The 21,894-nt window shown below is 63.0% G+C and carries 21 protein-coding genes; 9 read left to right on the forward strand and 12 right to left on the reverse strand.

Annotated features, from left to right (window positions below; all coding sequences use genetic code 11):
* Positions 1–312: 312 nt before the first annotated feature.
* From NKH71_RS09540 to NKH71_RS09555, 4 genes are all read left to right on the forward strand, one after another.
* Positions 313–1,083, forward strand: coding sequence for a rhomboid family intramembrane serine protease (locus NKH71_RS09540; protein ID WP_023717463.1), 771 nt, complete (start codon positions 313–315; stop codon positions 1,081–1,083).
* A 100-nt stretch (positions 1,084–1,183) separates the two neighbouring features.
* A complete protein-coding gene (locus tag NKH71_RS09545; RefSeq protein ID WP_023717464.1) occupies positions 1,184–1,615 on the forward strand; it encodes a CBS domain-containing protein in 432 nt (143 codons plus the stop codon).
* A gap of 190 nt (positions 1,616–1,805) precedes the next feature.
* Positions 1,806–3,305 (forward strand): Asp-tRNA(Asn)/Glu-tRNA(Gln) amidotransferase subunit GatB, encoded by a 1,500-nt coding sequence (gene gatB, locus NKH71_RS09550; RefSeq protein WP_352894813.1) that lies wholly within the window; start codon positions 1,806–1,808, stop codon positions 3,303–3,305.
* A gap of 1 nt (position 3,306) precedes the next feature.
* Positions 3,307–3,795, forward strand: coding sequence for a GNAT family N-acetyltransferase (locus NKH71_RS09555; RefSeq protein WP_023717466.1), 489 nt, complete (start codon positions 3,307–3,309; stop codon positions 3,793–3,795).
* 16 nt (positions 3,796–3,811) lie between these two features.
* Here NKH71_RS09555 and NKH71_RS09560 read toward each other — a convergent pair whose 3' ends face one another.
* The 5 genes from NKH71_RS09560 to NKH71_RS09580 all read right to left on the reverse strand — a co-directional run bounded on the left by NKH71_RS09560 (position 3,812) and on the right by NKH71_RS09580 (position 8,826).
* Positions 3,812–4,153 (reverse strand): hypothetical protein, encoded by a 342-nt coding sequence (locus tag NKH71_RS09560; RefSeq protein ID WP_352894815.1) that lies wholly within the window; start codon positions 4,151–4,153, stop codon positions 3,812–3,814.
* Positions 4,154–4,304: 151 nt separating this feature from the next.
* Positions 4,305–5,516 carry a hypothetical protein gene (locus tag NKH71_RS09565; protein ID WP_352894817.1) on the reverse strand — a complete coding sequence of 404 codons (1,212 nt, stop codon included), beginning with the start codon at positions 5,514–5,516 and terminating at the stop codon, positions 4,305–4,307.
* Positions 5,517–5,663: 147 nt separating this feature from the next.
* Entirely contained in the window at positions 5,664–5,963 is a 300-nt protein-coding gene (locus NKH71_RS09570) for a hypothetical protein (protein WP_352484548.1), read from the reverse strand.
* A gap of 94 nt (positions 5,964–6,057) precedes the next feature.
* Positions 6,058–7,458: an ArnT family glycosyltransferase gene (locus NKH71_RS09575; RefSeq protein ID WP_352484549.1), complete on the reverse strand. Its 1,401-nt coding sequence runs from the start codon at positions 7,456–7,458 to the stop codon at positions 6,058–6,060.
* 207 nt (positions 7,459–7,665) lie between these two features.
* Positions 7,666–8,826, reverse strand: coding sequence for a helix-turn-helix transcriptional regulator (locus NKH71_RS09580; protein WP_352894818.1), 1,161 nt, complete (start codon positions 8,824–8,826; stop codon positions 7,666–7,668).
* 246 nt (positions 8,827–9,072) lie between these two features.
* Here NKH71_RS09580 and NKH71_RS09585 point away from each other — a divergent pair, with 246 nt between their 5' ends.
* The 3 genes from NKH71_RS09585 (at position 9,073) to NKH71_RS09595 (ending at position 10,574) form a co-directional block, all read left to right on the forward strand.
* The gene (locus tag NKH71_RS09585; protein ID WP_352484551.1) at positions 9,073–9,471 is read left to right on the forward strand and encodes an NADH:ubiquinone oxidoreductase subunit NDUFA12; all 399 of its coding nucleotides are present in this window, start codon (positions 9,073–9,075) and stop codon (positions 9,469–9,471) included.
* Between the two features lie 156 nt (positions 9,472–9,627).
* Positions 9,628–10,119: a DUF2155 domain-containing protein gene (locus NKH71_RS09590; protein WP_352484552.1), complete on the forward strand. Its 492-nt coding sequence runs from the start codon at positions 9,628–9,630 to the stop codon at positions 10,117–10,119.
* Positions 10,120–10,205: 86 nt separating this feature from the next.
* The gene (locus NKH71_RS09595) at positions 10,206–10,574 is read left to right on the forward strand and encodes a hypothetical protein (protein ID WP_023717474.1); all 369 of its coding nucleotides are present in this window, start codon (positions 10,206–10,208) and stop codon (positions 10,572–10,574) included.
* A 112-nt stretch (positions 10,575–10,686) separates the two neighbouring features.
* Here the strand turns inward: NKH71_RS09595 and aat are convergent, their stop codons facing one another.
* From aat to NKH71_RS09625, 6 genes are all read right to left on the reverse strand, one after another.
* Positions 10,687–11,304 carry a leucyl/phenylalanyl-tRNA--protein transferase gene (gene aat, locus NKH71_RS09600; protein WP_023717475.1) on the reverse strand — a complete coding sequence of 206 codons (618 nt, stop codon included), beginning with the start codon at positions 11,302–11,304 and terminating at the stop codon, positions 10,687–10,689.
* Positions 11,305–11,319: 15 nt separating this feature from the next.
* Complete coding sequence (gene accC, locus NKH71_RS09605) at positions 11,320–12,663, reverse strand: acetyl-CoA carboxylase biotin carboxylase subunit (protein ID WP_352859693.1); 1,344 nt, start codon at positions 12,661–12,663, stop codon at positions 11,320–11,322.
* 19 nt (positions 12,664–12,682) lie between these two features.
* The gene (accB, locus tag NKH71_RS09610; protein ID WP_352894820.1) at positions 12,683–13,141 is read right to left on the reverse strand and encodes an acetyl-CoA carboxylase biotin carboxyl carrier protein; all 459 of its coding nucleotides are present in this window, start codon (positions 13,139–13,141) and stop codon (positions 12,683–12,685) included.
* 26 nt (positions 13,142–13,167) lie between these two features.
* Entirely contained in the window at positions 13,168–13,602 is a 435-nt protein-coding gene (aroQ, locus tag NKH71_RS09615) for a type II 3-dehydroquinate dehydratase (RefSeq protein WP_352894822.1), read from the reverse strand.
* Between the two features lie 163 nt (positions 13,603–13,765).
* Positions 13,766–14,569, reverse strand: coding sequence for a DsbA family protein (locus NKH71_RS09620; RefSeq protein WP_352894823.1), 804 nt, complete (start codon positions 14,567–14,569; stop codon positions 13,766–13,768).
* Between the two features lie 70 nt (positions 14,570–14,639).
* A complete protein-coding gene (locus NKH71_RS09625) occupies positions 14,640–16,034 on the reverse strand; it encodes a M48 family metalloprotease (protein ID WP_352496196.1) in 1,395 nt (464 codons plus the stop codon).
* Positions 16,035–16,180: 146 nt separating this feature from the next.
* Between NKH71_RS09625 and NKH71_RS09630 the strand changes: the two genes are divergently transcribed.
* Together NKH71_RS09630 and NKH71_RS09635 are read left to right on the forward strand one after the other, a co-directional pair.
* A complete protein-coding gene (locus NKH71_RS09630; RefSeq protein ID WP_352587620.1) occupies positions 16,181–17,329 on the forward strand; it encodes a pyridoxal phosphate-dependent aminotransferase in 1,149 nt (382 codons plus the stop codon).
* Between the two features lie 11 nt (positions 17,330–17,340).
* A complete protein-coding gene (locus NKH71_RS09635) occupies positions 17,341–18,324 on the forward strand; it encodes a glutaminase (RefSeq protein ID WP_352484558.1) in 984 nt (327 codons plus the stop codon).
* 97 nt (positions 18,325–18,421) lie between these two features.
* Here NKH71_RS09635 and NKH71_RS09640 read toward each other — a convergent pair whose 3' ends face one another.
* Entirely contained in the window at positions 18,422–21,427 is a 3,006-nt protein-coding gene (locus tag NKH71_RS09640) for an Rne/Rng family ribonuclease (protein WP_352894824.1), read from the reverse strand.
* Positions 21,428–21,894 lie beyond the last annotated feature (467 nt).

Below are 21,894 nucleotides of genomic sequence, written 5' to 3' on the forward strand. Positions count from 1 at the left end.
CGGAGCAGGATGCGTGCCAGCATCGTTAATACTTGTTCACGGGTCGGGGCGGTTAAGGTTAACAACTGGTTTACGTTGCGCGCTGGCCAGGCCTGTGGCACACCAAAACCACTCCAGAAGCGGTCGTTTTGCGACGATCGGCAGCACTTCAGTCAAGAGTTCAGGGGGAGCAAGGGGGCTCGACCAGCCGTTCAAGGGAAACCTTGGACGGCTTCCTTTTTTGATTCGGAGCTGCTGATTCGCCGTTTGTGATTCGGTTGGCCGTGATCTACATGCTCGCGAAGTCCAATCCAGCGACTGAGTGCAAGCCATATGAGCGACCCAGAAAGCCCACCGGAGATCGAGCAGGGCGAGAGTGGGCCTGCCGCCCGCGAACCGGAGCAACGCCGTGAACCGGTGTTCAACCTGCCGCCCGTGGTGCTGGCGGTGATCGGCATCTGCGTCGCCGTCCATCTGATCCGGGTCTATTGGCTGACCGACGACCAGGACTTCGAACTGCTTGTCCGGGCAGCCTTTGTGCCGATCCGCTATTCCGGCCGCTTCGACCTGGATTTCTTCGCGTTTTCAAGCCCTTTTACCTATGCCTTTCTGCATGGCGGTTTTGCCCATCTTGCCATCAACATGGTGTGGCTCGCGGCCTTCGGCTCACCGCTGGCCAACCGCTTCGGCGCGTTGCGCTTCAGCCTGTTCTTCGCCGCGACCGGACTGGCGGCGGTGGCGCTGTTCTGGGCCATGCATCCGCTTGGCGAAGCGCCGCTGGTCGGCGCCTCCGGCGCGATTTCCGGCATGATGGGTGCGGCGGCGCGCTATGGCTTCCGCATCGACCGCTCGTCGGGCAAGGCCGCCTTCGCCGGCCAGCCTTTGCCGATGGCGGCGGTGCTGCGCTCGCGCGGCGTCGTCACCTTTCTCGCCATGTGGATGGTGATCAACCTGGCGACCGGCCTCTTCGGCCTGGCGCCCGGCATTGACGGCCAGATCGCCTGGGAAGCCCATATTGGCGGCTTTCTTGCCGGCTTCTTCGGCCTGCGGTTCTTCGATCGGCGAGAGCAGGCGCTGCAACAGGCGGACGAGCCGGACACCTGAGACCTCCGCACTTGAAATGAAACCGATCGCGGCGCACCATGTTCATACTAGGGAAAGCCGGCCAAGGCAGGAGCCGGCAGGAAATGCAGAGGAGGACGTCATGACTGTTAAGGCAATTCTCGAGGCAAAAGGCCACGACGTGGTGACGCTCGGGCCGAACGAAAAGCTCAGCGAAGCCATCCGCATGCTTTCCGAACACAGGATCGGCGCGCTGGTCATCACCAACGGCGATCACAAGATCGTCGGCATTCTTTCCGAGCGCGATGTGGTGCGGGTTCTCGCCAAGGAGGGGGCGGCGGCGCTCGACCTTGCCATCCGCTCGGCGATGACGCCCAAGGTGAAGATCTGCAATGAGAACCACACCGTCAACGAGGTCATGGAGATCATGACCAAGGGCCGCTTCCGCCATCTGCCGGTGGAAAAGAACGGGCTGCTCGACGGCATCGTGTCGATCGGCGACGTGGTCAAGCGGCGCATCGAGGATGTCGAGCGCGAGGCCGAGGAAATCAGGGCCTATATCGCCACGGCATAGGTGAGGGCGGCCGGGTTGCCGGCCATTGAATTTTTTCAAGCTGCTATAGCAGTCCATCGCGGCAGGTGCGGGCCTGTGCCGCGTCGGCGCCCGCGGCTTTGCGCTTGTCTCTCTTGGCGGTTTGCACTAGCGAAGTTGCACATCAAAATATGCGTTCTCGCATATCCGCAATTCCACTATGCAGGCCACTATGACCCTCATCGATACCCGCACGCCCGACGCCAAGCGCCTGGTTCCCGGCGCCACCGGCGACTGGGAGATCATCATCGGCCTCGAGGTCCATGCGCAGGTGACCTCGCAGGCAAAGCTGTTTTCCGGCGCCTCGACCATTTTCGGCGCCGCGCCCAATGCCAATGTCAGCCTGGTCGACGCGGCGATGCCCGGCATGCTGCCGGTCATCAACGAGGAATGCGTCAAGCAGGCGATCCGTACCGGGTTGGGCCTGAAGGCTGAGATCAACCACAAATCGGTCTTCGACAGGAAAAACTATTTCTATCCCGATCTGCCGCAGGGCTACCAGATCTCGCAGTTCAAGCAGCCGATCGTCGGCGAGGGCAAGGTGATCGTCTCGGTCGGCCCGCACCGGCAGGGCGAATTCGAGGACATCGAGGTCGGCATCGAGCGTCTGCACCTGGAGCAGGATGCGGGCAAGTCGATGCACGACCAGCATGCGACAATGTCCTATGTCGATCTCAACCGCTCCGGCGTGGCGCTGATGGAGATCGTCTCCAAGCCGGATATGCGCTCCGCCGATGAAGCCAAAGCGTATGTCACCAAGCTGCGCACCATCGTGCGCTATCTCGGCACCTGCGACGGCAATATGGACGAAGGCTCGTTGCGAGCCGACGTCAACGTCTCGGTGCGCCGGCCCGGCGGCGAATTCGGCACGCGCTGCGAGATCAAGAACGTCAACTCGATCCGCTTCATCGGCCAGGCCATCGACTATGAGGCGCGCCGCCAGATTGCCATCCTCGAGGACGGCGGCAGGATCGAGCAGGAAACGCGGCTGTTCGACCCCAACAAGGGTGAGACGCGCTCGATGCGCTCCAAGGAAGAAGCGCATGACTACCGCTATTTCCCGGATCCCGATCTTCTGCCGCTGGAATTCGACCAGGCCTATGTCGACGAGTTGGCAAAGGACCTGCCGGAACTTCCCGACGCCAAGAAGGCTCGGCTGATCGCTTCGCTTGGCCTGTCGACCTACGATGCCTCGATCCTGGTATCGGAAAAGGCGGTCGCCGATTATTTCGAGAAGGTGGCGGCCGGGCGCGACGGCAAGCTCGCCGCCAACTGGGTCATCAACGACCTCCTGGGGGCCTTGAACAAGGCCGGCAAGGATATTGAAAACGCTCCTGTTTCGCCCGACCAGCTTGGTGCCGTCATCGACCTGATCAAGGAAGGCACCATCTCCGGCAAGATCGCCAAGGATCTGTTCGAGATCGTCTGGAACGAGGGCGGCGATCCGCGTCAGCTGGTCGAAAGCCGTGGCATGAAGCAGGTCACCGACACCGGCGCCATCGAAAGGGCGGTCGACGAGGTGATCGCGGCCAACCCGGACAAGGTCGAGCAGGCGCGTGCCAAGCCGACCATGGCCGGCTGGTTCGTCGGCCAGGTGATGAAGGCGACCGGCGGCAAGGCCAATCCGCAGGCGGTCAACGAGCTGGTCAAGGCCAAGCTCGGGATCGAGTAGGATGTTCGTCCGCACCGCCGGCGAGCGCGATCTGGCGGCGGTGCGCGCATTGCTGATCGAGACATGGCATGCCACCTATGACGCCATCTACGGCGCGGCGCGGGTTACCGAAATCACCGATGAATGGCATTCGATCGCCGCGCTCAAAGCACGGCTGACGCGGCCGAACTCGGAGTTCCTGGTCGCCGACGACGGCAAAAGCATCGGCGGCATGGCTTTCGCCGCCGCCACCACGGATGCCAGGATCGTCATGCTGAACCAGCTTTACGTGCATCCGGCCTGGCACAGGCAAGGCATCGGCCAGGCGCTGCTGGACGAGATTGAGGCCAGCTTTCCGGAGGCCCGAACGCTACGCGTCGAGGTCGAGGAAGCAAATGCCCCGGCCATCGCCTTCTACCGCTCGAGAGGGTTCTTGCCCGCCGGCAACACGGCCGATTGCGGCGGCGCCACAGGGTTGCCGGCGCTGGTTTTGGAGAAGGCGATCGGCTAGCTCGTTCGCCTGACGCTCAGTTGCGTTTCACAGGCAGGTTGGAGCAGCCGGCAGCGAGAAACTCGCACGGCAGGCTGCCGCCGCCGCCCGACGTGTGCGGGGGCGTAGCGGCTTCGATTTTTTCGACCTCGTAATATTTCGAGGTGACACCCCATTTTTTGACGCCCTGGCACGTCGAGCGCACGCCAACCTCCGTCGCCTTTGCCGCCGTCTTGTAATAGGTGGTGATCCGGCAGGATTGGCTGACCGGCAGCGCGTTCGCCGGGCTCGTGACCGGCGGCAGGAAGGTCGGGAAGGCAAGCAGCGAGATTGCCGCAATGATCCGGACAGCGGGCATGGTGTGGGGAAGGTGCAGCATCGTTTGTCTCCATCGATGGCGCCGCTCGCTCGTGGCGCAGCGGCGCGTTTGTTCCCGCAGGATCAGGCCATGAAGCAGGCGCTGCCGCATCTGCCGCGCGGGGGATGGCGGCGGCGGTCCGAACCGCCGCCGTCATCCGCGAGTGGCCGCGTCAGGGCGTTTTCGGCTTGATGAGCTTCTTTATCGGAACAGCGACTTTTGGTGGCCGGACCGTACTGGCTCCACCGTCGACGGCCAGCCCGCCGCTGTTGAGATAGCGCACCGTATAGTGCAGCTCGTAGCCCGGAACTCTGATCCATGTAGGCTTGTGATTGAACTGGTCAGGAGGCCTCGAATACCACTTCGGGATCTGCATGATCTTGGAACCGGCACCGAATCCCGCACTCTTGGCCGCTACCGCGAAGGCGCTGTCTCTGGGATCGTTCGGCGGCTGGTCGACATTGCCGATGACGACCAGCGAATCGTATTTTCGCGCGTCGAGCCTGAGTGCGGGAAGGTTCAGCGCAGCCACGTCGCCTTCGCGCATCGTCAGCGCCTTCTGAAGGCCGTCCTCATTGGCGTAGACATTGAGGTTAATGGCCTCGGATTCCGCATAGACCACATTGTTGTGGAAGTCGCGGGCCGCCAGACGCGTGAGGCTGTCGAAGGTCACTTCAACCGTCGGCTTGGCTATGGCGTCCGTCACAATCAGGTTGCGTCGCGGCACCGTCCAGAAGATGAGATCGTCGCCGGTGGCTTGCGTGCCGGCATCGGACCCGTCGATTGCCGAGCATTTCGAATTCGGAACCGGCGTCGTCACCGGCAGGGGTGCCGAAAACGAGCTGCGTACCTGGGCATCGATGTAGTTGCCGATGTTGAAAACATCTTCGAGGATGTTGCCGCCTTCGAAGCTCGCCGGGCCGGGTTGCGAGCGGATGATGACCTGGCTGGAATCGGTCTGCCAGCGGCTGCAGAAGACGTTGACGTCTATGGGAATGCCGATGTGACGGTCGGACGTCAGCGGGATCGAGACCTTGATGGTGAGGATATAGGGAACTTTGACAAACCAGCTGTTCGGCTGGTTCAGCATCTGCGTCGCAAAGCGCGACGGCCGCCATTGCTTCAGCGATTCGATCGATGCGCGCGATGATCGTCCCTGGGCGGCTAGCTGTGCGTTGGTGGCGTCGACCTTGGCCTGCGCCAGGTTGCGGACGGTGTTGGTGATCAGGAACACGCCGAGTTCGGCTTTGCAGGGCCTGTTCGATTGTGTGGGGTTGCATGGGGCAAGTGCCGCACTGGCAACCGGCGGCCCCGAAGGCGGCGGCTGGGCGGCCGCGGTGGCCGCCATCAGACCGAAGAACAGCATCGTGCAGGTTTTCAACATGGTATCCTCGCTCTGTCGTTGGAAACCACCCTCCGGCTAGACAGCAGCATTTGTCCGATGGCGGTTCATCGCCCGCACGGGGGATGAACCGCGAAAACATCGGGCGGGCCTAGCGACGTCGGGCCGCCGTCCTTTCGGATTGGATGGCTACTGCTTCACGACGCCCTTGGTCGTCGCCTTCGGCGCGACGACCTTGGGCTTGGGGGTTTTCGGACCTGGGTCGACTACCAATGCGGCCGTGCAGGAGCATTTGCCCGAACCGCAGTTCAGGTCGCCCTTGCACATTTTGGAATGCCGCATGTCGGTGCAGTCGGCGGTCCCGGAGCAGGAGCAACTGCCTTGCCCGATCGTACCCGACTGACATTTGAAGCTCCATGCCGGATCGGCAGCAAGGCCGGCCACAGCGAGCGATAAGACAAAAAGCGTTGTCGAGATGAGCTTGCGCATGAATACCTCCCGGTTCTATCGAGCGATGGAACCACGGAGCAGCAACGCCTTCATCTCCCGCGCGGGAGATGAATTCGCGTACCGGTGACGACCGTCAATGCTGTCCCTTCAGCACGACGAGATAACCGCGTTCGACGCGAAGCCGGAACGCGATTTGCCCTGCGGTGCCGGGATCCTTGGAAACCTTGTCGATGACATAGCCGCTGGGATGCGAGCCAAGCCATTCTTCCGGTTTGTCGGTGGTTTCGAATGGCTTTTGCAACCGGGCCAGGAAGCCGACTTCGCCTTGATAGTCGAAAGCCACGGCCCAGTCCGCATCCTTTCGCTCGTCGACGAAGTTGGCGAGCGGCGTCAGGTCATAGCGTTTGAACGCGGTTGCCGATGCCACCGCATGGCCGATGCCGAAAATGACAAGCATGACGACGGCCGAGCTTTTCAGCCTGGCGAGCGGGATCTCCGCCATGAAATACCCGAACAGGATGGTCACGAACGGCAACATCGGCACGACATAGTGGGGCTGCTTGCCGGATATCGCGCTGAACGCCAGCAACACGGCAACGAACGAGAACGACAGTAAGCGCAAGGCGCGCAGATCGGGCGACTTCGTCTCGATCAGGCTGCGTATCCGCGTGCGCAGCTTCAATCGCCATACCTCGGGTATAAAAATCCACGGCATGAACATGACCGGCAGCAGCAGCAGATAGAAGTAGAACGGCCGGCCGTGCGAATTGCGCAAATTGCCGGTGACGCGCCCCGCCGATTGGTTCCAGACCAGATCATAGACGAAACTGCCCTTTGTCAGAATGGTCGCCGGCACCAGCCAGATCGCCACCGGAATTAGCGCGGCGAGCACTGCCAGGCCCACTCCAGCGAGGAAGTTCGGTGTCGCCAGTCCCGCCCGCCGGTCGCGCCAGAACGGGTAGAACAGGATGGGCGCGCCGATATGGATGAGCACCACCGGGCCTTTCGTCAGCACGCCCATGCCGATGAACAGCCCGGCCAGAACGGCGTGCCAGCGGTCGCCGCTCCGGGCAAAGGCAATCAACGACAACAGCGCGGCGAGCACAAAGACCGTCAGCAACAGGTCGAACAGGATCAGCGTCGAATAGATGACGAACACGCTGCTTCCGGCGACCAGCCAGGGGACGCGCCGTGCGATGTCGTCGCGGCCGGGAAACAGGGTCCTTGCCAAAGCCGTCGTCAGCCAGATGACGAGTGAGGAGGCGGCGAAGATGACCAGCATCGCCGCCGGCCGGCTGGCGCCGAAAACGGTCCAGACAAGGTCGATAAGCCAAAACAGCAGCGGCGGCTTCTGCAGATAGGGCGCGAAATTCATCGTCGGGACGAAGATCTGTCCGCTCAGATACATTTCCCAGGTGACGCTGAGATATCGCGTTTCGTCGACGGGCAGCAGTGGCCGGAAAGCGACCGCGATGACGATCAGCCCAAGCAGGAAAAGGTAGGGGAGCAGCCGCTCGGTAGATGTCGGTATCAAAGATCGAGATCCGCGCCAGAAACCATTTTCTTTCCAGCCGAGCATAGTGCCGCGTTTCTGGACCGCGAACGACCGCACCATGATTTTGGCCGAATTGCAACGATGCCGGTTTCGTTTTGCAGATTTTGCGGATGATGTTCTTAAAGGCTTGGAAAACTTACCGGCCGAGCCTTTTGGACCACGGCCGGTCCGGGGGATCTGCGCAAATCAACTGGAGCGCAACGGCGGCGACAATTCGCGCATCAAGAGTTCGAGCTCGCGCTGATCGCCGGTACCGGTCTTGTCGAAGATCGTCGCCAGCTGCGACTTGACGGTGCCGTCCGAGACGCCGCCGGCCGCGGCGATTTCCTTTCGCGTCAGGCCGGCGGCAACATGACCGGCGACGCGCCTTTCTGCCGCGGTCAGTCCGAACAGCGCCGCAATGGCGTCCAGCGCCGGGATTGGTGCCGAACGGGCCGCGGCAATGAAGATCGCCGCGGCGGCGCGCTGCGAGATACGCGCCGAGATTTCACGCCGCGCCAGCGGCATCACATGGGCCACCGCCGGAACGGCCGTCTTGGCCAGCGGAATGTTGATGCCGCAAGGTCCGAGCGCGAATTCGTCGCGCGTGCCGAGCTGGACGGCACGGCCGATCGCGGCATTGGCGTTGGAATAGGTGAAGGAAAGCTGTCCGCGCACGCAAGCGACCGAGATGTTTTCGGCGAGCAGCGCTTCGGCTGTCGGGTTGGCGAAGATGATGGTCATGTCTTCGGCGACGATCAGCACGGGATGGTCAAGGCTTTCGATGATGGAACGGAAGATTTCGGCCTTGCGCCGCTCCGCCTCGAACAGGTCGCCGATGGTCACCGCGCGCCGCACATGCGGCGCCAGCAGGCAGACAAGCTCGAGGTCCTCGCTGGAAATCTGGCGCCTGTCCTTGTCGGTAACCACCATCAGCGTGCCGATCCGGGTCGGCCGCTTCATCAACGCCACCCAGAAGAAATCGTCCAGCCGGTTGGGTTGCACCCATTCGCGCACGATGCGGCTTTCGAGCCATCTCTGTCGCGTATCCGGACCTTGCAGGGCGTAGATCGAATCGACAGTGAACGGCACGTCGATCTCCATCTTGGGAACCGCCGCATAGAACGGCACTTGCGAGCCGTAGTCATGCTTCAACGGCTCAAGAACTGCGGGATCGCCGCAAGACACCGAAAACCGCGCGGAACTGCTGATCGTGTCGATGACGGCGAGCATGGCAAGCTGGCCTTCCGCCAGGCTGCAGATGGCCTCGAGTGTCGCTTGCCAGCGGCCGACGTCGGCAATCGAATCGTAGATCGCCTCAACGACCTGCGGCAATGCGCGACCGGCCGTGCCCGCCAGCGATGACATGAGCCCCTCTCATTTGCCGCCCTTGAGGCGACGAAGCATCAATTCCTAGAATAACGCTGCGTAAGGTTGCCAACAACCCATTTCATCTGCTTCGCGCGGACGCGAGGATCGCATGAACGTATAGTTTGCCCGCCAGCCATTTGCTCGTCGGTTGCGGCAAGACCCTTGCCTTCGCAATGCCGTGACGCCATAAGCAGGAACAGGCGCCGCGAGGACTTGCTACAAGGACTTGCCACGAGGATTTGGATGAAAACTTTCCTTCTGCAGTTTTTCACCTGGTGGAACAGCCAGACGCTGGGAACGCGCTTCCACACCTGGCGGCACGGCAAGATGGTCGGGCAGGACGAGGTCGGCAACGTCTACTACGAGGGCGGCGTCGATTCGGAAGGCCGCACCCGCCGCTGGGTCATCTACCGCGACTATTCGGAAGCCTCGGCGATTCCGCCCGGCTGGCATGGCTGGATCCATCACCGTGTCGACGTTGCGCCGCCAACGGAAGACTACAAGCCCCGCGACTGGCAAAAGCCGCATGTGCCGAACCTCACCGGCAGCCCCGCAGCCTATCGCCCGAAGGGCTCGGTGCTGACCAACCAGCATCGTCCGCAGGTGACGGGCGACTACGACGCCTGGACGCCCGGTTCGTGATCGATCGCCGCGACACGCGCGCGGTTCCCACAGGCACCGTCCCCACGGGCGCGGTCCTTTGTCGCCACAATTGCTGTTTAGCTGTTTGCTGATCCGACAGCAGCAACTAGCCTTGGCGTTAAGAGAATCACCCGGGCGCAAACCACCGGACCTTGCATGAGCATGTTCAGCCGAATTTTGACGGGCGGATCAACCGCGGTCGTTCTCGCTTCTATGGTGGCGCTTGCTGCTGCGCAGGAGTTGGCGCCGCCTGCGCCGGACGCGTCGGTGGCACCCGCAGCACCCGCAGCACCCGCAGTATCCGAGCGCATCACCAATCCCGTCGCTGAATTCGCCGGCATCGACAAGATCACCGGCCGGATCATCACCTTCGACGTCTATATCGACGAGACGGTGCAATTCGGCGCTTTGCAGGTGACGCCGCGCATCTGCTATTCGCGGCCGGAAAACGAAGAGCCGAAGACGGATTCGTTCGTCGAGGTCGACGAGATCACGCTCGACCGGAAAATCCGCCGTATCTTCACCGGCTGGATGTTTGCCGAAAGCCCCGGGATCAACGCCGTCGAGCACGCCGTCTATGATATCTGGCTGAAGGGCTGCAAGCAGAAGTCCGACGTGCCGGCACCCGCTGCCCCCAAAACCAACTAGAACCTGTCAGCGCGGCGGATACGGCGTCTTGCGGAACCGCCTTGTTGTCCGAGCGTTGGGGCTTCTCTAGGGAGGAGGTTGCCATGATGATGGCCAACAAAAGCGAGCTTCTCGACATCGAAAAGGGATTCTGGACCGGCGACGCCGACTATTTCAAGGCCAACGCCGACACCGAATGCCTGGTGGCTTTCCCGCAGATGGCGCGGGTGATGAGCAACGCCGATCTGGCCAAAACCGCGACGGAGCCGAAGCGCTGGCGCGAGCTCGACATCGACCTCAAGGGCATCATCGAGCCCGGCAGCGACATCGTCATGCTGACCTACGAGGCGCGTGCGACCCGGCAAAATGGCGAAGCCTATGCAGCACTGGTCAGTACCGGCTATGTCCACCGCGTCAATGGCTGGAAGATGATGTTCCATGCACAGACACCGCTGGTGACGGCGACCAAGGGCTGACCGGCCGGTAGAGCAATTCCAGGAAAAGTGTGAACGGTTTTCCGTGCGGAATTGCGTCAAAACACAAAATAGACCGGTTCGGCGTTTCCGTGAAACGATGAACCGTTCTAGATCACGGAAAAAACACAGCCTCGCCCTTTAGCGCCTCGGCCAGCATCTTCTCGTACTTGCCACGTGGCACGTCGATTGCGCCGAAACGTTTGAGATGCTCGGTCGTGAACTGCGTATCGAGCAGCGCAAAGCCGCGCGCCTTCAGGCGCTCGACCAGATGAACCAGACAGGCCTTCGAGGCGTCGGTCTCCCTGGCAAACATGCTCTCGCCGAAGAACACCCGGCCGAGCGACACCCCGTAGAGCCCGCCGACCAGCCGGTCGTCGTGCCAGGCCTCGACCGAATGGCAATGGCCCATCCGATGCAGCTCGACATAGGCTTCGCGGATTGGTGCGTTGATCCAGGTCGACCGCCGTTCCTCGCGTCTTTCGGCGCAGGCGTCGATCGTCGCCTCGAAATCGAAATCGATGCGGAATTCGAACAGATCCTTGCGGATCGTCTTCCTCAGGCTCTTCGGGATGTGGAAACCGTCGAGCGGAATGATGCCGCGCGTCTCCGGCCGCACCCAGAACACCTCGGGGTCATTGGCATTTTCGGCCATCGGGAAGACGCCGGAGGCATAGGCTTTGAGCAACAGGTCGGTCGGGATGCGATAGCCGGGTGCGTAGGGGCGGGTCATCGCGTCGCCCCTGTGTCACTCGCCTTTGGCCAGATATTTTTCCAGCCAGTGGATGTCGTAGTCGCCATTGGCGATGTCGGCGTTGCCGACGAGGTCGCGAAACAGCGGCAGCGTGGTCTTGATGCCGTCGACCACGAATTCATCGAGCGCGCGTCGCAGCCGCATCATGCACTCGACGCGGTTGCGGCCGTGCACGATCAGCTTGCCGATCAGGCTGTCGTAGTAGGGCGGGATCTTGTAGCCGGAATAGACGCCGGAATCGACGCGGATGCCGAGGCCGCCTGGCGTGTGGAAGTGGGTGATGGTGCCCGGCGAGGGGGTGAAGGTGCGCGGATCCTCGGCATTGATGCGGCATTCGATAGCATGGCCGTGGAAGCGGATATCTTCCTGGCGCACCGAAAGCCCGCCGCCCGAGGCGACGCGGATCTGCTCGTGCACAAGGTCGATGCCGGTAATCGCCTCGGTCACCGGATGTTCGACCTGCAGGCGCGTGTTCATCTCGATGAAATAGAACTCGCCGTTCTCATAAAGGAATTCGATGGTGCCGGCGCCGGAATAGCCGAGATCGGCGATCGCCTTGGCGCAGACGCCGCCAATATGTGCGCGCTCCTCGGCATTGAGCGCCGGCGAGGGCGCTTCTTCCCAGACCTTCTGGTGGCGGCGCTGCAGCGAGCAGTCGCGCTCGCCGAAATGCACGCCGCGCCCGGCGCCGTCGCCGAACACCTGCACTTCGATATGGCGCGGCTTCTGCAGATACTTCTCGATATAGACGGCGTCGTCGCCGAAGGCGGCGCCCGCCTCCGAGCGTGCCGTCTGCAGCGCCACCTCGAGGTCGGCCTCGCTATGCGCCACTTTCATGCCGCGCCCGCCGCCGCCGGCCGACGCCTTGATGATCACGGGGTAGCCGATCCCGGCGGCAATGCGCTTGGCCTCCTTTTCCTCGGTGACCGCGCCGTCGGAGCCGGGTACCACGGGAATGCCGAGGCGCTTTGCGGTGCGCTTGGCCTCGATCTTGTCGCCCATGATGCGGATATGGTCGCCGGTCGGACCGATGAAGGTGATGTTGTGCGCGGCGAGGATGTCGGCGAACTTGGCGTTCTCCGACAAAAAACCGTAGCCGGGATGCACCGCGTCGGCGCCGGTGATCTCGCAGGCGGCGACGATCTGGTGGATGTTGAGATAGCTGTCGCGCGACGGCGGCGGGCCGATGCAGACGCTCTCGTCGGCGAGACGCACATGCATGGCGTCGGCGTCGGCGGTCGAATGCACCACCACCGTCTGGATGCCAAGCTCCTTGCAGGCGCGCAGCACCCTGAGGGCAATTTCGCCGCGATTGGCGATGAGGATTTTCTGGAACATCTTTCGCCTGTTCCCGGCTCTACTCGATCACGACGAGCGGCATGCCGTATTCGACCGGCTGCGCATCTTCGAACAGGATCGCCGTCACCATGCCGGCGCGCGGCGAGGGGATCTGGTTCATCGTCTTCATCGCCTCGATGATCAGCAGCGTCTGGCCTTCCTTGACCTTCTGGCCGATTTCGATGAACGGCTTGGCGTCGGGCGACGGTGCCAGATAGGCGGTGCCGACCATTGGCGAGGCGACGGCGTTCTTCGACACGTCGGGCGTCGCCGGCGCGGCCGCTGCCGCAGGCTGCGTTGCTGCCGGGGCATAGGCCGGCGGCGCTGCGGCGATCGCATGGACGGCCGGCGCCTGCCGTGAGACGCGCACCTTCAGATCGCCCAGCTCGACCTCGATCTCGGTCAGGTTGGTGTCGTTCAGTATGCCCGCCAGATCGCGGATCAGCTGCTGGTCAACACCGTTCTTCTTTATCGACATTTTCGAGCCTTCTGTTTGTTGGCCGGTCATAGGCGTGCAGCCAGCGCCTGCAGCGCCAGCGTGTAGCCGAGCGGCCCGAACCCGCAGATCATGCCGACAGCGACCGGCGCGACCATGGAGACGTGGCGGAATGGTTCCCGCGCGTGGATGTTGGAGAGATGCACCTCAGCGACCGGCAGCGGCGCGACGGCGCGGATGGCATCGTGAATGGCGACCGAGGTGTGGCCGTAGGCGCCTGGATTGATGACGATTGCGGCGGCCTTCTCGGCGGCCTCGTGGATCCAGTCGACGAGGTCGCCCTCATGGTTCGACTGGCGGAAATCGATCTCCAGCCCAAGTGCGGCACCCGCCTGCTTGCAGTCGTCGGCGATCGCCGCAAGCGTCTTGCCGCCATAGATGCCCGGCTCGCGCTTGCCGAGCGCGTTGAGATTGGGGCCGTTCAGGACGAAAACCGTTTTCAAAAAATGCCGACCTTTCCCGGCGCGGCTAAGCCGGCGCGCCGGACCCTCTATAATGGGCATAGACGCTGGCGAAAAGAGCGCAAGTGCGTTCTTTCGCCGTCCACAACAGCCGGAAAACGGCCCGCGCCGGAAACCCGCAGCCTGATCGAAACCCGAACGCTAATCAGAGTGCGGCCTTCGCCGCCTCGATCTTTTCGGCCAGCACTTCCTGGCCGAGCGCGCCGAACACAACCTCGTTGCCGACGACATAGGACGGCGTTCCGGTGATGGCGAGCTTGGTGGCAAGATCATAGGTCTTGGAGAAGGCCTCAGTGATGCTCGGGTCCTTCATCTTTTCGCGCAGCGCAGCCTCGTCGGCGCCGAGCGACAGCGCCACCTTGATTGCCGCCGCCTCGGTGGCGCGCCCCTGGCCGCCGAGCAGCGCGTTGTGGAATTCGCCGTATTTCTCCGGCTTCATCAAGTGGAAGGCCATCGAGACGACGCTCGCCTTCTGCGAATCAGGGCCGAGGATCGGGAATTCCTTGAGCACGAAACGCAGGTCCGGATCGACCTTGGTCAGCGCGCGCATGTCATCGATGGCGCGTTTGCAGTAACCGCAATTGTAATCGTAGAACTCGACGATGGTGACCTTGCCGTTCGGATTGCCGACAACGCCGTCGAAGGCGGAGTTGAAAATCTGGTCCTTGGCGTCTTTGATGACGCCGAGACTGGCGACGCGCTGTTCTTCCTTCTGCTTGGCCTCGAGCGCCTGCTGGGCTTCCAGAAGCACTTCCGGGTTCTTCAGCAGATAGTCGCGGACGATGCCTTCGACTTCGGTGCGGTCGAGCTTGGTTTCCGAGGACGCCGTCTGGACAAGCTGCGCCGTGCCGGCCGTCGCCGTCTGCGGATTTCCGGCGACGAAGCCGAACGCCAGCATGGCGAGGGCGGCTGCCACTCCGGTAGTGCCCAGCAGAATTGCCTTGGTCATGATCCTCGATCCTCTAGCCTGTGTTCGGGTCCGCTCGGTTCGGCTGTGTCGCAGCGTGCGTCCGAAAGGTTCACTTCTTCTTACCTGATGGTGCGTAGTTTATAATGTCCTGCGCGCGAAGCCAGCCCGGCTCGCCCCGCTTCATGCTCTGCTGCGCCCGCATGGCGAAGATCTTCGCATTCTTGTAGTCGCCGGAATAGAAATGCCCTTCGGCGGTCGCAAGCTCGGCCGCCGGGATGTTGCCGAGTTCGCCATAGGCCTGTGCCAGATAGCGGTATCCGGCGGCGTTTTCGCGATCCCGCCCGAGGCCCGTGTTGATCTGCGCCACCGCCTTCTTCAGCGAATCCGGCGTGCCGATAGCCATCAGCGCCTGGCCGTACGAGACCGGCAGCAGCCCGGATCGCGCCGGATCGAGGCTGACCGACCTGGCATAGGCGTCCGCCGCATCCTTCGGCCTGTTCGCCTTCATCAGGATGTCGCCGCGCAATTCCTGGAAATAGGGATTTTTCGGCTGTTCCTTGATCAGTGCGTTGGTCTTGGTGAGCGCCGAGGCCAGATTGCCGAAGAGATAGGTCATCTGCGCGTCGCCATAGCGCGAGGCGAGACTGCCGGGGTTCTTGCGTATCAATCGCGACGCCGCGGCCTGTCCTTGCATATAGGCGGCGATCTTGATGCGCATCATGTCGTGGCGCTGCTGCAGTGTCGGTGGGTCGACCTTGTCGAGGTAAGGGCTCTGCTTCACCAGCACTTCGAGATTGGCGATACGCTCCTGCGGCATCGGATGGCTGATCTTGTAGGGATCGACTTGGGCGCCCGAGAGCGACAATGCATTCTGGAAACGGCTGAACGTCTTCAGCATGCCCATGCCGGACTGGCCGGTAGCATTGAGATAAGCGATTGCCGAGCGGTCGGCGGTCATCTCTTCGGTGCGCTGATAGGCGAGGATACTGCGTTGCGCCATCTCGCCGCCGCCGGCCATCACGCCCATGCCGGCCCCAGCGAGGCCGCGGCTATTGCTGGTGGCGCCGGCCACCATGGCGCCGGCGCCAAGCAGCGTCGCCAGGATTGCCATCGTCTTGGCGCGCTCGAGCTGTTCGCGCAACTTTTGCTGGTGTCCGCCGGCGATATGGCCGGCCTCGTGGGCGATGACCCCGATGATCTCGTTGGGCGTTTCGGCTGTCATCAGCGCGCCGGTGTTGATGAACATGCGGCGGCCAGCAACAAAGGCGTTGAAGCTCTGGTCGTTGACCAGCACGATGTTGATGGCGTCGCCCGATAAGCCGGCCGCTTTGAAGATCGGCCGTGCGTAATCCCGCACCAGCGCCTCGATCTCGGCATCGCGCACCACCGGCACATTCTGCGCAAACGCGTTGACCGAGCCAGCCATGGCTAGCACCGCGGCAAGCGAAAGCGTCGCGAAGGCGCGCGCTGTCCTGGCGATCGTCGATCTGGGTCGGCTTAACATGGCAGGTCCACTGGTAGACGAGCGGGCGAAGGATGAAAAGTCGGCACCTTAAAACTTACCGAACTTGTGATCCCCACATCAATCGGGCATTTGTGCGGCGCGGCCTGCATGGCCGGCACGTGCGGACAAGTGTGGTGGATTGAAAAATGGTTGTTTCGCTTTCGCGCCGCGGCGCCGTCGAGCCGTTCCACGCCATGGACATCCTGGCCGAGGCGAATCGGCTGAAGGCCAAGGGCGTGCCGGTCGTTTCCATGGCAGTCGGCCAGCCGTCCGACCCGGCACCGGCCGGGGTTCGCGAAGCGGCGGCGAGCGCCTTGAAAGCAGGCCGCATCGGCTATACCGACGCGCTGGGCCTCGCCGGCCTGCGCAAGGCAATCGCGGCCCATTATGGCGAGCATTACGGGCTTGACGTGCCGCCCGAGCGGGTAGCCGTTACCACCGGATCGTCGGCTGCCTTCAACCTTGCCTTCCTGGCGATGTTCGATCCGGGCGACCGCGTCGCCATCGCCGCGCCGGGCTATCCGGCCTATCGCAACATCATGGCTGCGCTCGGCATCGACATCGCCGAGATCGAGCTCGGCGGCGCCGCCTATCTTCATGCCGAGCACCTGAAAGCCGCGCACCGCGAAAAACCGCTGAAAGGCGTGCTGTTCGCCAGCCCGGCCAATCCGACCGGCGCGGTCATTCCCGCCGGCGATCTCGAGGCGCTGGTCGAGACGGCGCGCGAGCTTGGCATCGCCGTGATCTCAGACGAGATCTACCACCGGCTGGCCTATGCGGCGCCCGACACGACTGCGCTGTCTTTCGGCGCGGACGTGACGGTGATCAATTCCTTCTCGAAATATTATTGCATGACCGGCTGGCGCATCGGCTGGATGGTGCTGCCGCAGGATTTGGTGCGGCCGATCGAGCGCATCGCCCAGAGCCTCTACATCTCGCCGCCCGAACTGTCCCAGATTGCCGCGATCGAAGCGTTCAAGGCGACAGAAGAGCTGGAGGCGGTGAAGGCGCGTTACGCCTGGAACCGCGAGCTCTTGATGCAACGCCTGCCGGACCTCGGCTTTGCGCTTGCTGCGCCCATGGACGGCGCCTTCTACGCCTTCTGCGACGTCACCCGGCACACCAACGACAGCATGGCGTTTGCGCGCAGGATGCTTGCCGAGGCGCATGTGGCGGCGACGCCCGGCCGCGATTTCGATCCGCTGCAGGGCCATCGCACGATGCGCTTTTCCTACGCCGGCAGCCACGACGACATGGTCGAGGCGATGGCGCGTATCGAACGCTGGCTGAAGTAGCGGGGACGACGATGCCGGAGCTTGAACAGGCGCCGCAACGCGGACAGGCGCCCCAACTTGGACAGGCGCCCCAGCTTGAACAGGCACTGCGCGAGGTTGCCGCCGAAATGGCGGAGCGTGCCGATCGCGGCGACGTTGCCAGCTATATTCCGCAGCTGAGCAAGATCGACCCGAAAAAATTCGGCATTGCCGCGGTGACCAATGACGGCCGCGTGCTGACCGCGGGCGACGCCGACGAGGCATTTTCGATCCAGAGCATCTCAAAGGTATTCACGCTGACGCTGGCGCTCGGCAATGTCGGCGACGCGCTATGGCAACGGGTCGGACGCGAACCGTCGGGCAATCCGTTCAACTCGATCGTCCAGCTCGAGCACGAGAACGGCATTCCGCGCAATCCGTTCATCAATGCCGGCGCCATCGTCGTTTCAGACATCCTGCTTGCCGGCCATCAGCCGCGCGAGGCGATCGGCGAGATCCTGCGCTTCATCCAGTTCCTGGCCGATGACGACACGATCATCATCGATCGCGAGGTCGCGGCGTCCGAACGTGCCACCGGCTTTCGCAATTTCGCGCTTGCCAATTACATGAAATCGTTCGGTAATCTCAATCATGCGCCGGAACTGGCGCTGGGCGTTTATTTCCACCATTGCGCGATCGCCATGAGCTGCCGGCAACTCGCCCTGGCCGGGCGCTTTCTCGCCAATGGCGGCAACAATCCGGCGACCGGGCATTCCGTCGTCTCGGCCGAGCGCGCCCGCCGCATCGGCGCGATGATGCTGACCTGCGGCCATTATGACGGCTCCGGCGACTTCGCTTTCCGTGTCGGCATTCCCGGCAAGAGCGGCGTTGGCGGCGGCATATTGGGGATCGTGCCGGGCGTCGCCTCGCTTGCGGTGTGGTCGCCTGGCCTCAATGCCAATGGCAATTCCAGGCTGGGCTCGATCGCGCTGGAGAAACTGGCGAAGATGATGAACTGGTCGATCTTCGCGCCATAGTGCCTGTCGCCTGGAATTGGCACGAAGAAATCCCGCGCAGCCAGTCGGCAGCGCGGGATTCTTTTAATCAGAAAGTCTGGCTAATACACGGAAAAGCTTAGAAAAAGCCCTTCCGCTGCCACCAGCCGGCACGCTTCGGCTTGTCCTCGGCCTTTGCTTCCTCGGTCTTTGCCTCGTCGGGGACGATCGAGGAGACGACCGGCACGACCGGAGCATCCACCGGTGCGGGTTTGCGCCGCGACGGCCGGGCTTTCGGCGTTTCCTTGCCAGCCGCCACTTCGGTCTCCTGCCGAACCGGCGCAGCGGTCTCGCCGGAAGCCACCGCCGCGGCTTCGGCGGCCGATGTCTCGGCGCCCGCAATCTCGGCAACTGCTTCCGCCGCGGCCTTCTTCGGCTTGGCGGCGCGGCGCGGCTTCTTCGGCTTTTCGGCGCTCGGCGTGTCGTCGTTCGCCGGAGCACGCACCGCAAGCTCTTCGGCCGGCGGCGCGCCTTCCGGCTCGGCGGTCACGGGCTCTGCTTCCAATACGGCACCTTCTGTCATGCCGGCCGGCTCGCCGGCGCTGGCTTCGACGCCGTCCTCACCGTCTTCACGGCGATTGCGCTTGCCGCCGCGCTTGCCGCGCCGGCGCTTCTTGCCGTGACCGTCGTCCGCCGCTTCCGCAGTTTCGGCAACACCGGCCGGCGCTTCACGTTCCGCTTCCGCGCCTTGCTCGGCGGCGGCTACGAGGGCATCGTCGGTCGGCGCCGAAGCGGAAGCACCTTCCCCGGCAGCGGCCTGTTCACGATCCCCGTGTTCACGATCCCCGTGTTCGCGATCCCCGTGTTCGCGATCCCCGTGTTCGCGATCCTTGCCGCCGCGCCGTCTGCGGCGCTTGCGGCGCTTGCGATCGCGGCCTTCGCCGTCCTCGCCGGACCTTGGCTGCTGCGGCTGCTGGGCAGGGCGTGGCTGCTCAGCCTGCACCGGTGCCTCCTCTTCCTCCTCGATGACGATCTCGTCCTCGGGTTCTTCCGGCTCGACATAGGCCGGGAACGTGCGGGCCTCGACAAAGCCTTCCGGCTTTTCGGCCAGCGCGCCGCGGAAGATGGCATAGTGTTGTGCACCGACCGTGTCATCGGCTTCGATGGTGATGGTCACGCCGAAGCGGTGCTCGAATTCCACCAGCGTGCCGCGCTTGTGATTGAGCACATAGAGCGCGGTCGCTGCCGGCGTCCGCACCGTGATGTGGCTGCGCGAATCCTTGAGCAGGAATTCCTCGATTGCCCGCACCACCATCAGCGCAACCGACGAATCGGAGCGCACATGGCCGGTGCCGCCGCAATGCGGGCAAGGCTTCATCGTCGATTCCAGCACGCTGGCACGGATGCGCTGACGCGACATTTCCATCAGCCCGAAATGCGAGATGCGGCCGACCTGGATGCGGGCGCGGTCGTTCTTGAGGTGATCCTTCAGCCGCTTCTCGACGGAGCGGTTGTTGCGGTTCTCCTCCATGTCGATGAAGTCGATGACGATCAGGCCGGCGAGATCGCGTAGCCTCAATTGCCGGGCGACTTCCTCGGCGGCTTCCAGATTGGTGTGAAGCGCGGTGTCCTCGATCGAGTGCTCCTTGGTGGAACGGCCCGAATTGACGTCGATGGCGACCAGCGCTTCCGTCTGGTTGATGATGATGTAGCCGCCGCTCTTCAGCGTCACCTGCGGCTGCAGCATGCGGTCGAGCTGTGCTTCGATGCCGTTGCGCACAAAGATCGGCGTCGTGTCGCGGAACGGCTGTACCACCTTGGCGTGGCTCGGCATCAGCATGCGCATGAAATCCTTGGCCTCGCGGTAGCCTTCTTCGCCGGAAACCAGGATCTCGTCGATATCCTTGTTGTAGAGGTCGCGCACCGACCGCTTGATCAGGCTGCCTTCCTCATAAACCAGGGCAGGGGCCGTGGATTGAAGCGTCAGATTGCGGACATTTTCCCAAAGCCGCATCAAATATTCGTAGTCGCGCTTGATCTCGGCCTTGGTGCGGCTTTCGCCGGCCGTACGCAGGATGACGCCCATGCCTTGCGGCACTTCGAGATCGGCGACCACTTCCTTCAGCCGCTTGCGGTCCTGCGCATTGGTGATCTTGCGCGAAATGCCGCCGCCGCGCGCCGTGTTCGGCATCAGCACCGAATAGCGGCCGGCCAGCGACAGGTAGGTGGTCAGCGCTGCACCCTTGTTGCCGCGCTCTTCCTTGACGACCTGCACCAGCAGGATCTGCCGACGCTTGATCACTTCCTGGATCTTGTACTGGCGGCGCACCGGCTTGCGGCGGTTGCGCACTTCTTCAAGCGCGTCTTCGGCGCCGACCGATTCGACCTCGTGATCGTCCGAATGCGAGGATTGCACCTCCTCCAGCATGCCGCGATCATTGTCTTCGGACGTCGCTTCGCCGCTCGTCTCGGCCCCGCCTGTCTCGACCTCCCTTGTCTCTACTTGCGGGACGGCTTCCGAGATTACGTCGGCGTCGACGCTGGCAGCGATGGAACTGGATCCGCCTTCGGACGGCTCGGTCTCGCCGCTATCGGCGACTTCATCACTCTGTCCGGCGGCATCCTCGCTCTGTCCGACAGTATCGGACATGGTGTCGCCGCCGTCGGCAGCGGCATCCAGGTTCTCTGCGACGGCATCTTCGCCGCTCTCGCCATTCTCACCGTCGGACGCGCCTGCCTCGCGCCTGTGCTCGCCGCGGTCGCGGCTCTTGCCGCCACGCCGGCGTCCGCGCTTGCCGCGGTCGCGGCTCTGGCGGTCGTCGCCCTCGGCGGCTTCCTCGTCCTCTTCGTCCTGGGCTTCCTGTGCTTCCGCACGCAGCAGCGCCTGACGGTCGGCGACCGGAATCTGGTAATAGTCGGGGTGTATTTCACTGAAGGCGAGGAAACCGTGACGGTTGCCGCCATATTCGACGAAGGCTGCCTGGAGGGAAGGTTCGACGCGCGTTACGCGGGCGAGATAGATGTTTCCTTTGAGCTGCTTCTTGTCCTGGGATTCAAAGTCGAATTCTTCAATACGGTTACCGCGAACGACGACAACGCGTGTTTCCTCCGGGTGGGAGGCGTCTATCAGCATTTTGTTGGGCATTATTTCGTTTCCCCCCGGCAGCCGTCGGCCGCAGCTTGCGGGGCAATGCCCGCTGCCGTGGACCTGGAACATGGGTGCCGGACAATTGAACGTCCGCCGGCCGCTGCCTGAGCGCCATGGCGGTGCCGCCCGCAGCCGTAGTGGCGCGGTTTGTTGCGGACCTTTCCATGATTGCGCTTGAAGCCATCGTAACCAGCAGAACCTTTTGAACCAAAGCCCGGGAAAAACCGGACCAGCTTGTTTGCTCATACAGAGCCGGCGCGGGACAATCCCGGCCGTTTTGCTCACGCAGGCGATTCCCCCGCCACGGGAGCACGCCTGCGAAAATCGTCGCGATCACCGATGCCTTCTTCGCCTGAAGCGAAAGGAGCCGTCTTGCGTCTGACCTGTAGCAGGAAGCTGCGGAGGAGGACGGTTCCAGGATTGCAGTGATCCACCATCGCTTTTATGATTTGGCGGGTTGGAAG

Source organism: Mesorhizobium sp. M0983, from assembly GCF_040318975.1.
Taxonomy (GTDB): Bacteria; Pseudomonadota; Alphaproteobacteria; order Rhizobiales; family Rhizobiaceae; genus Mesorhizobium.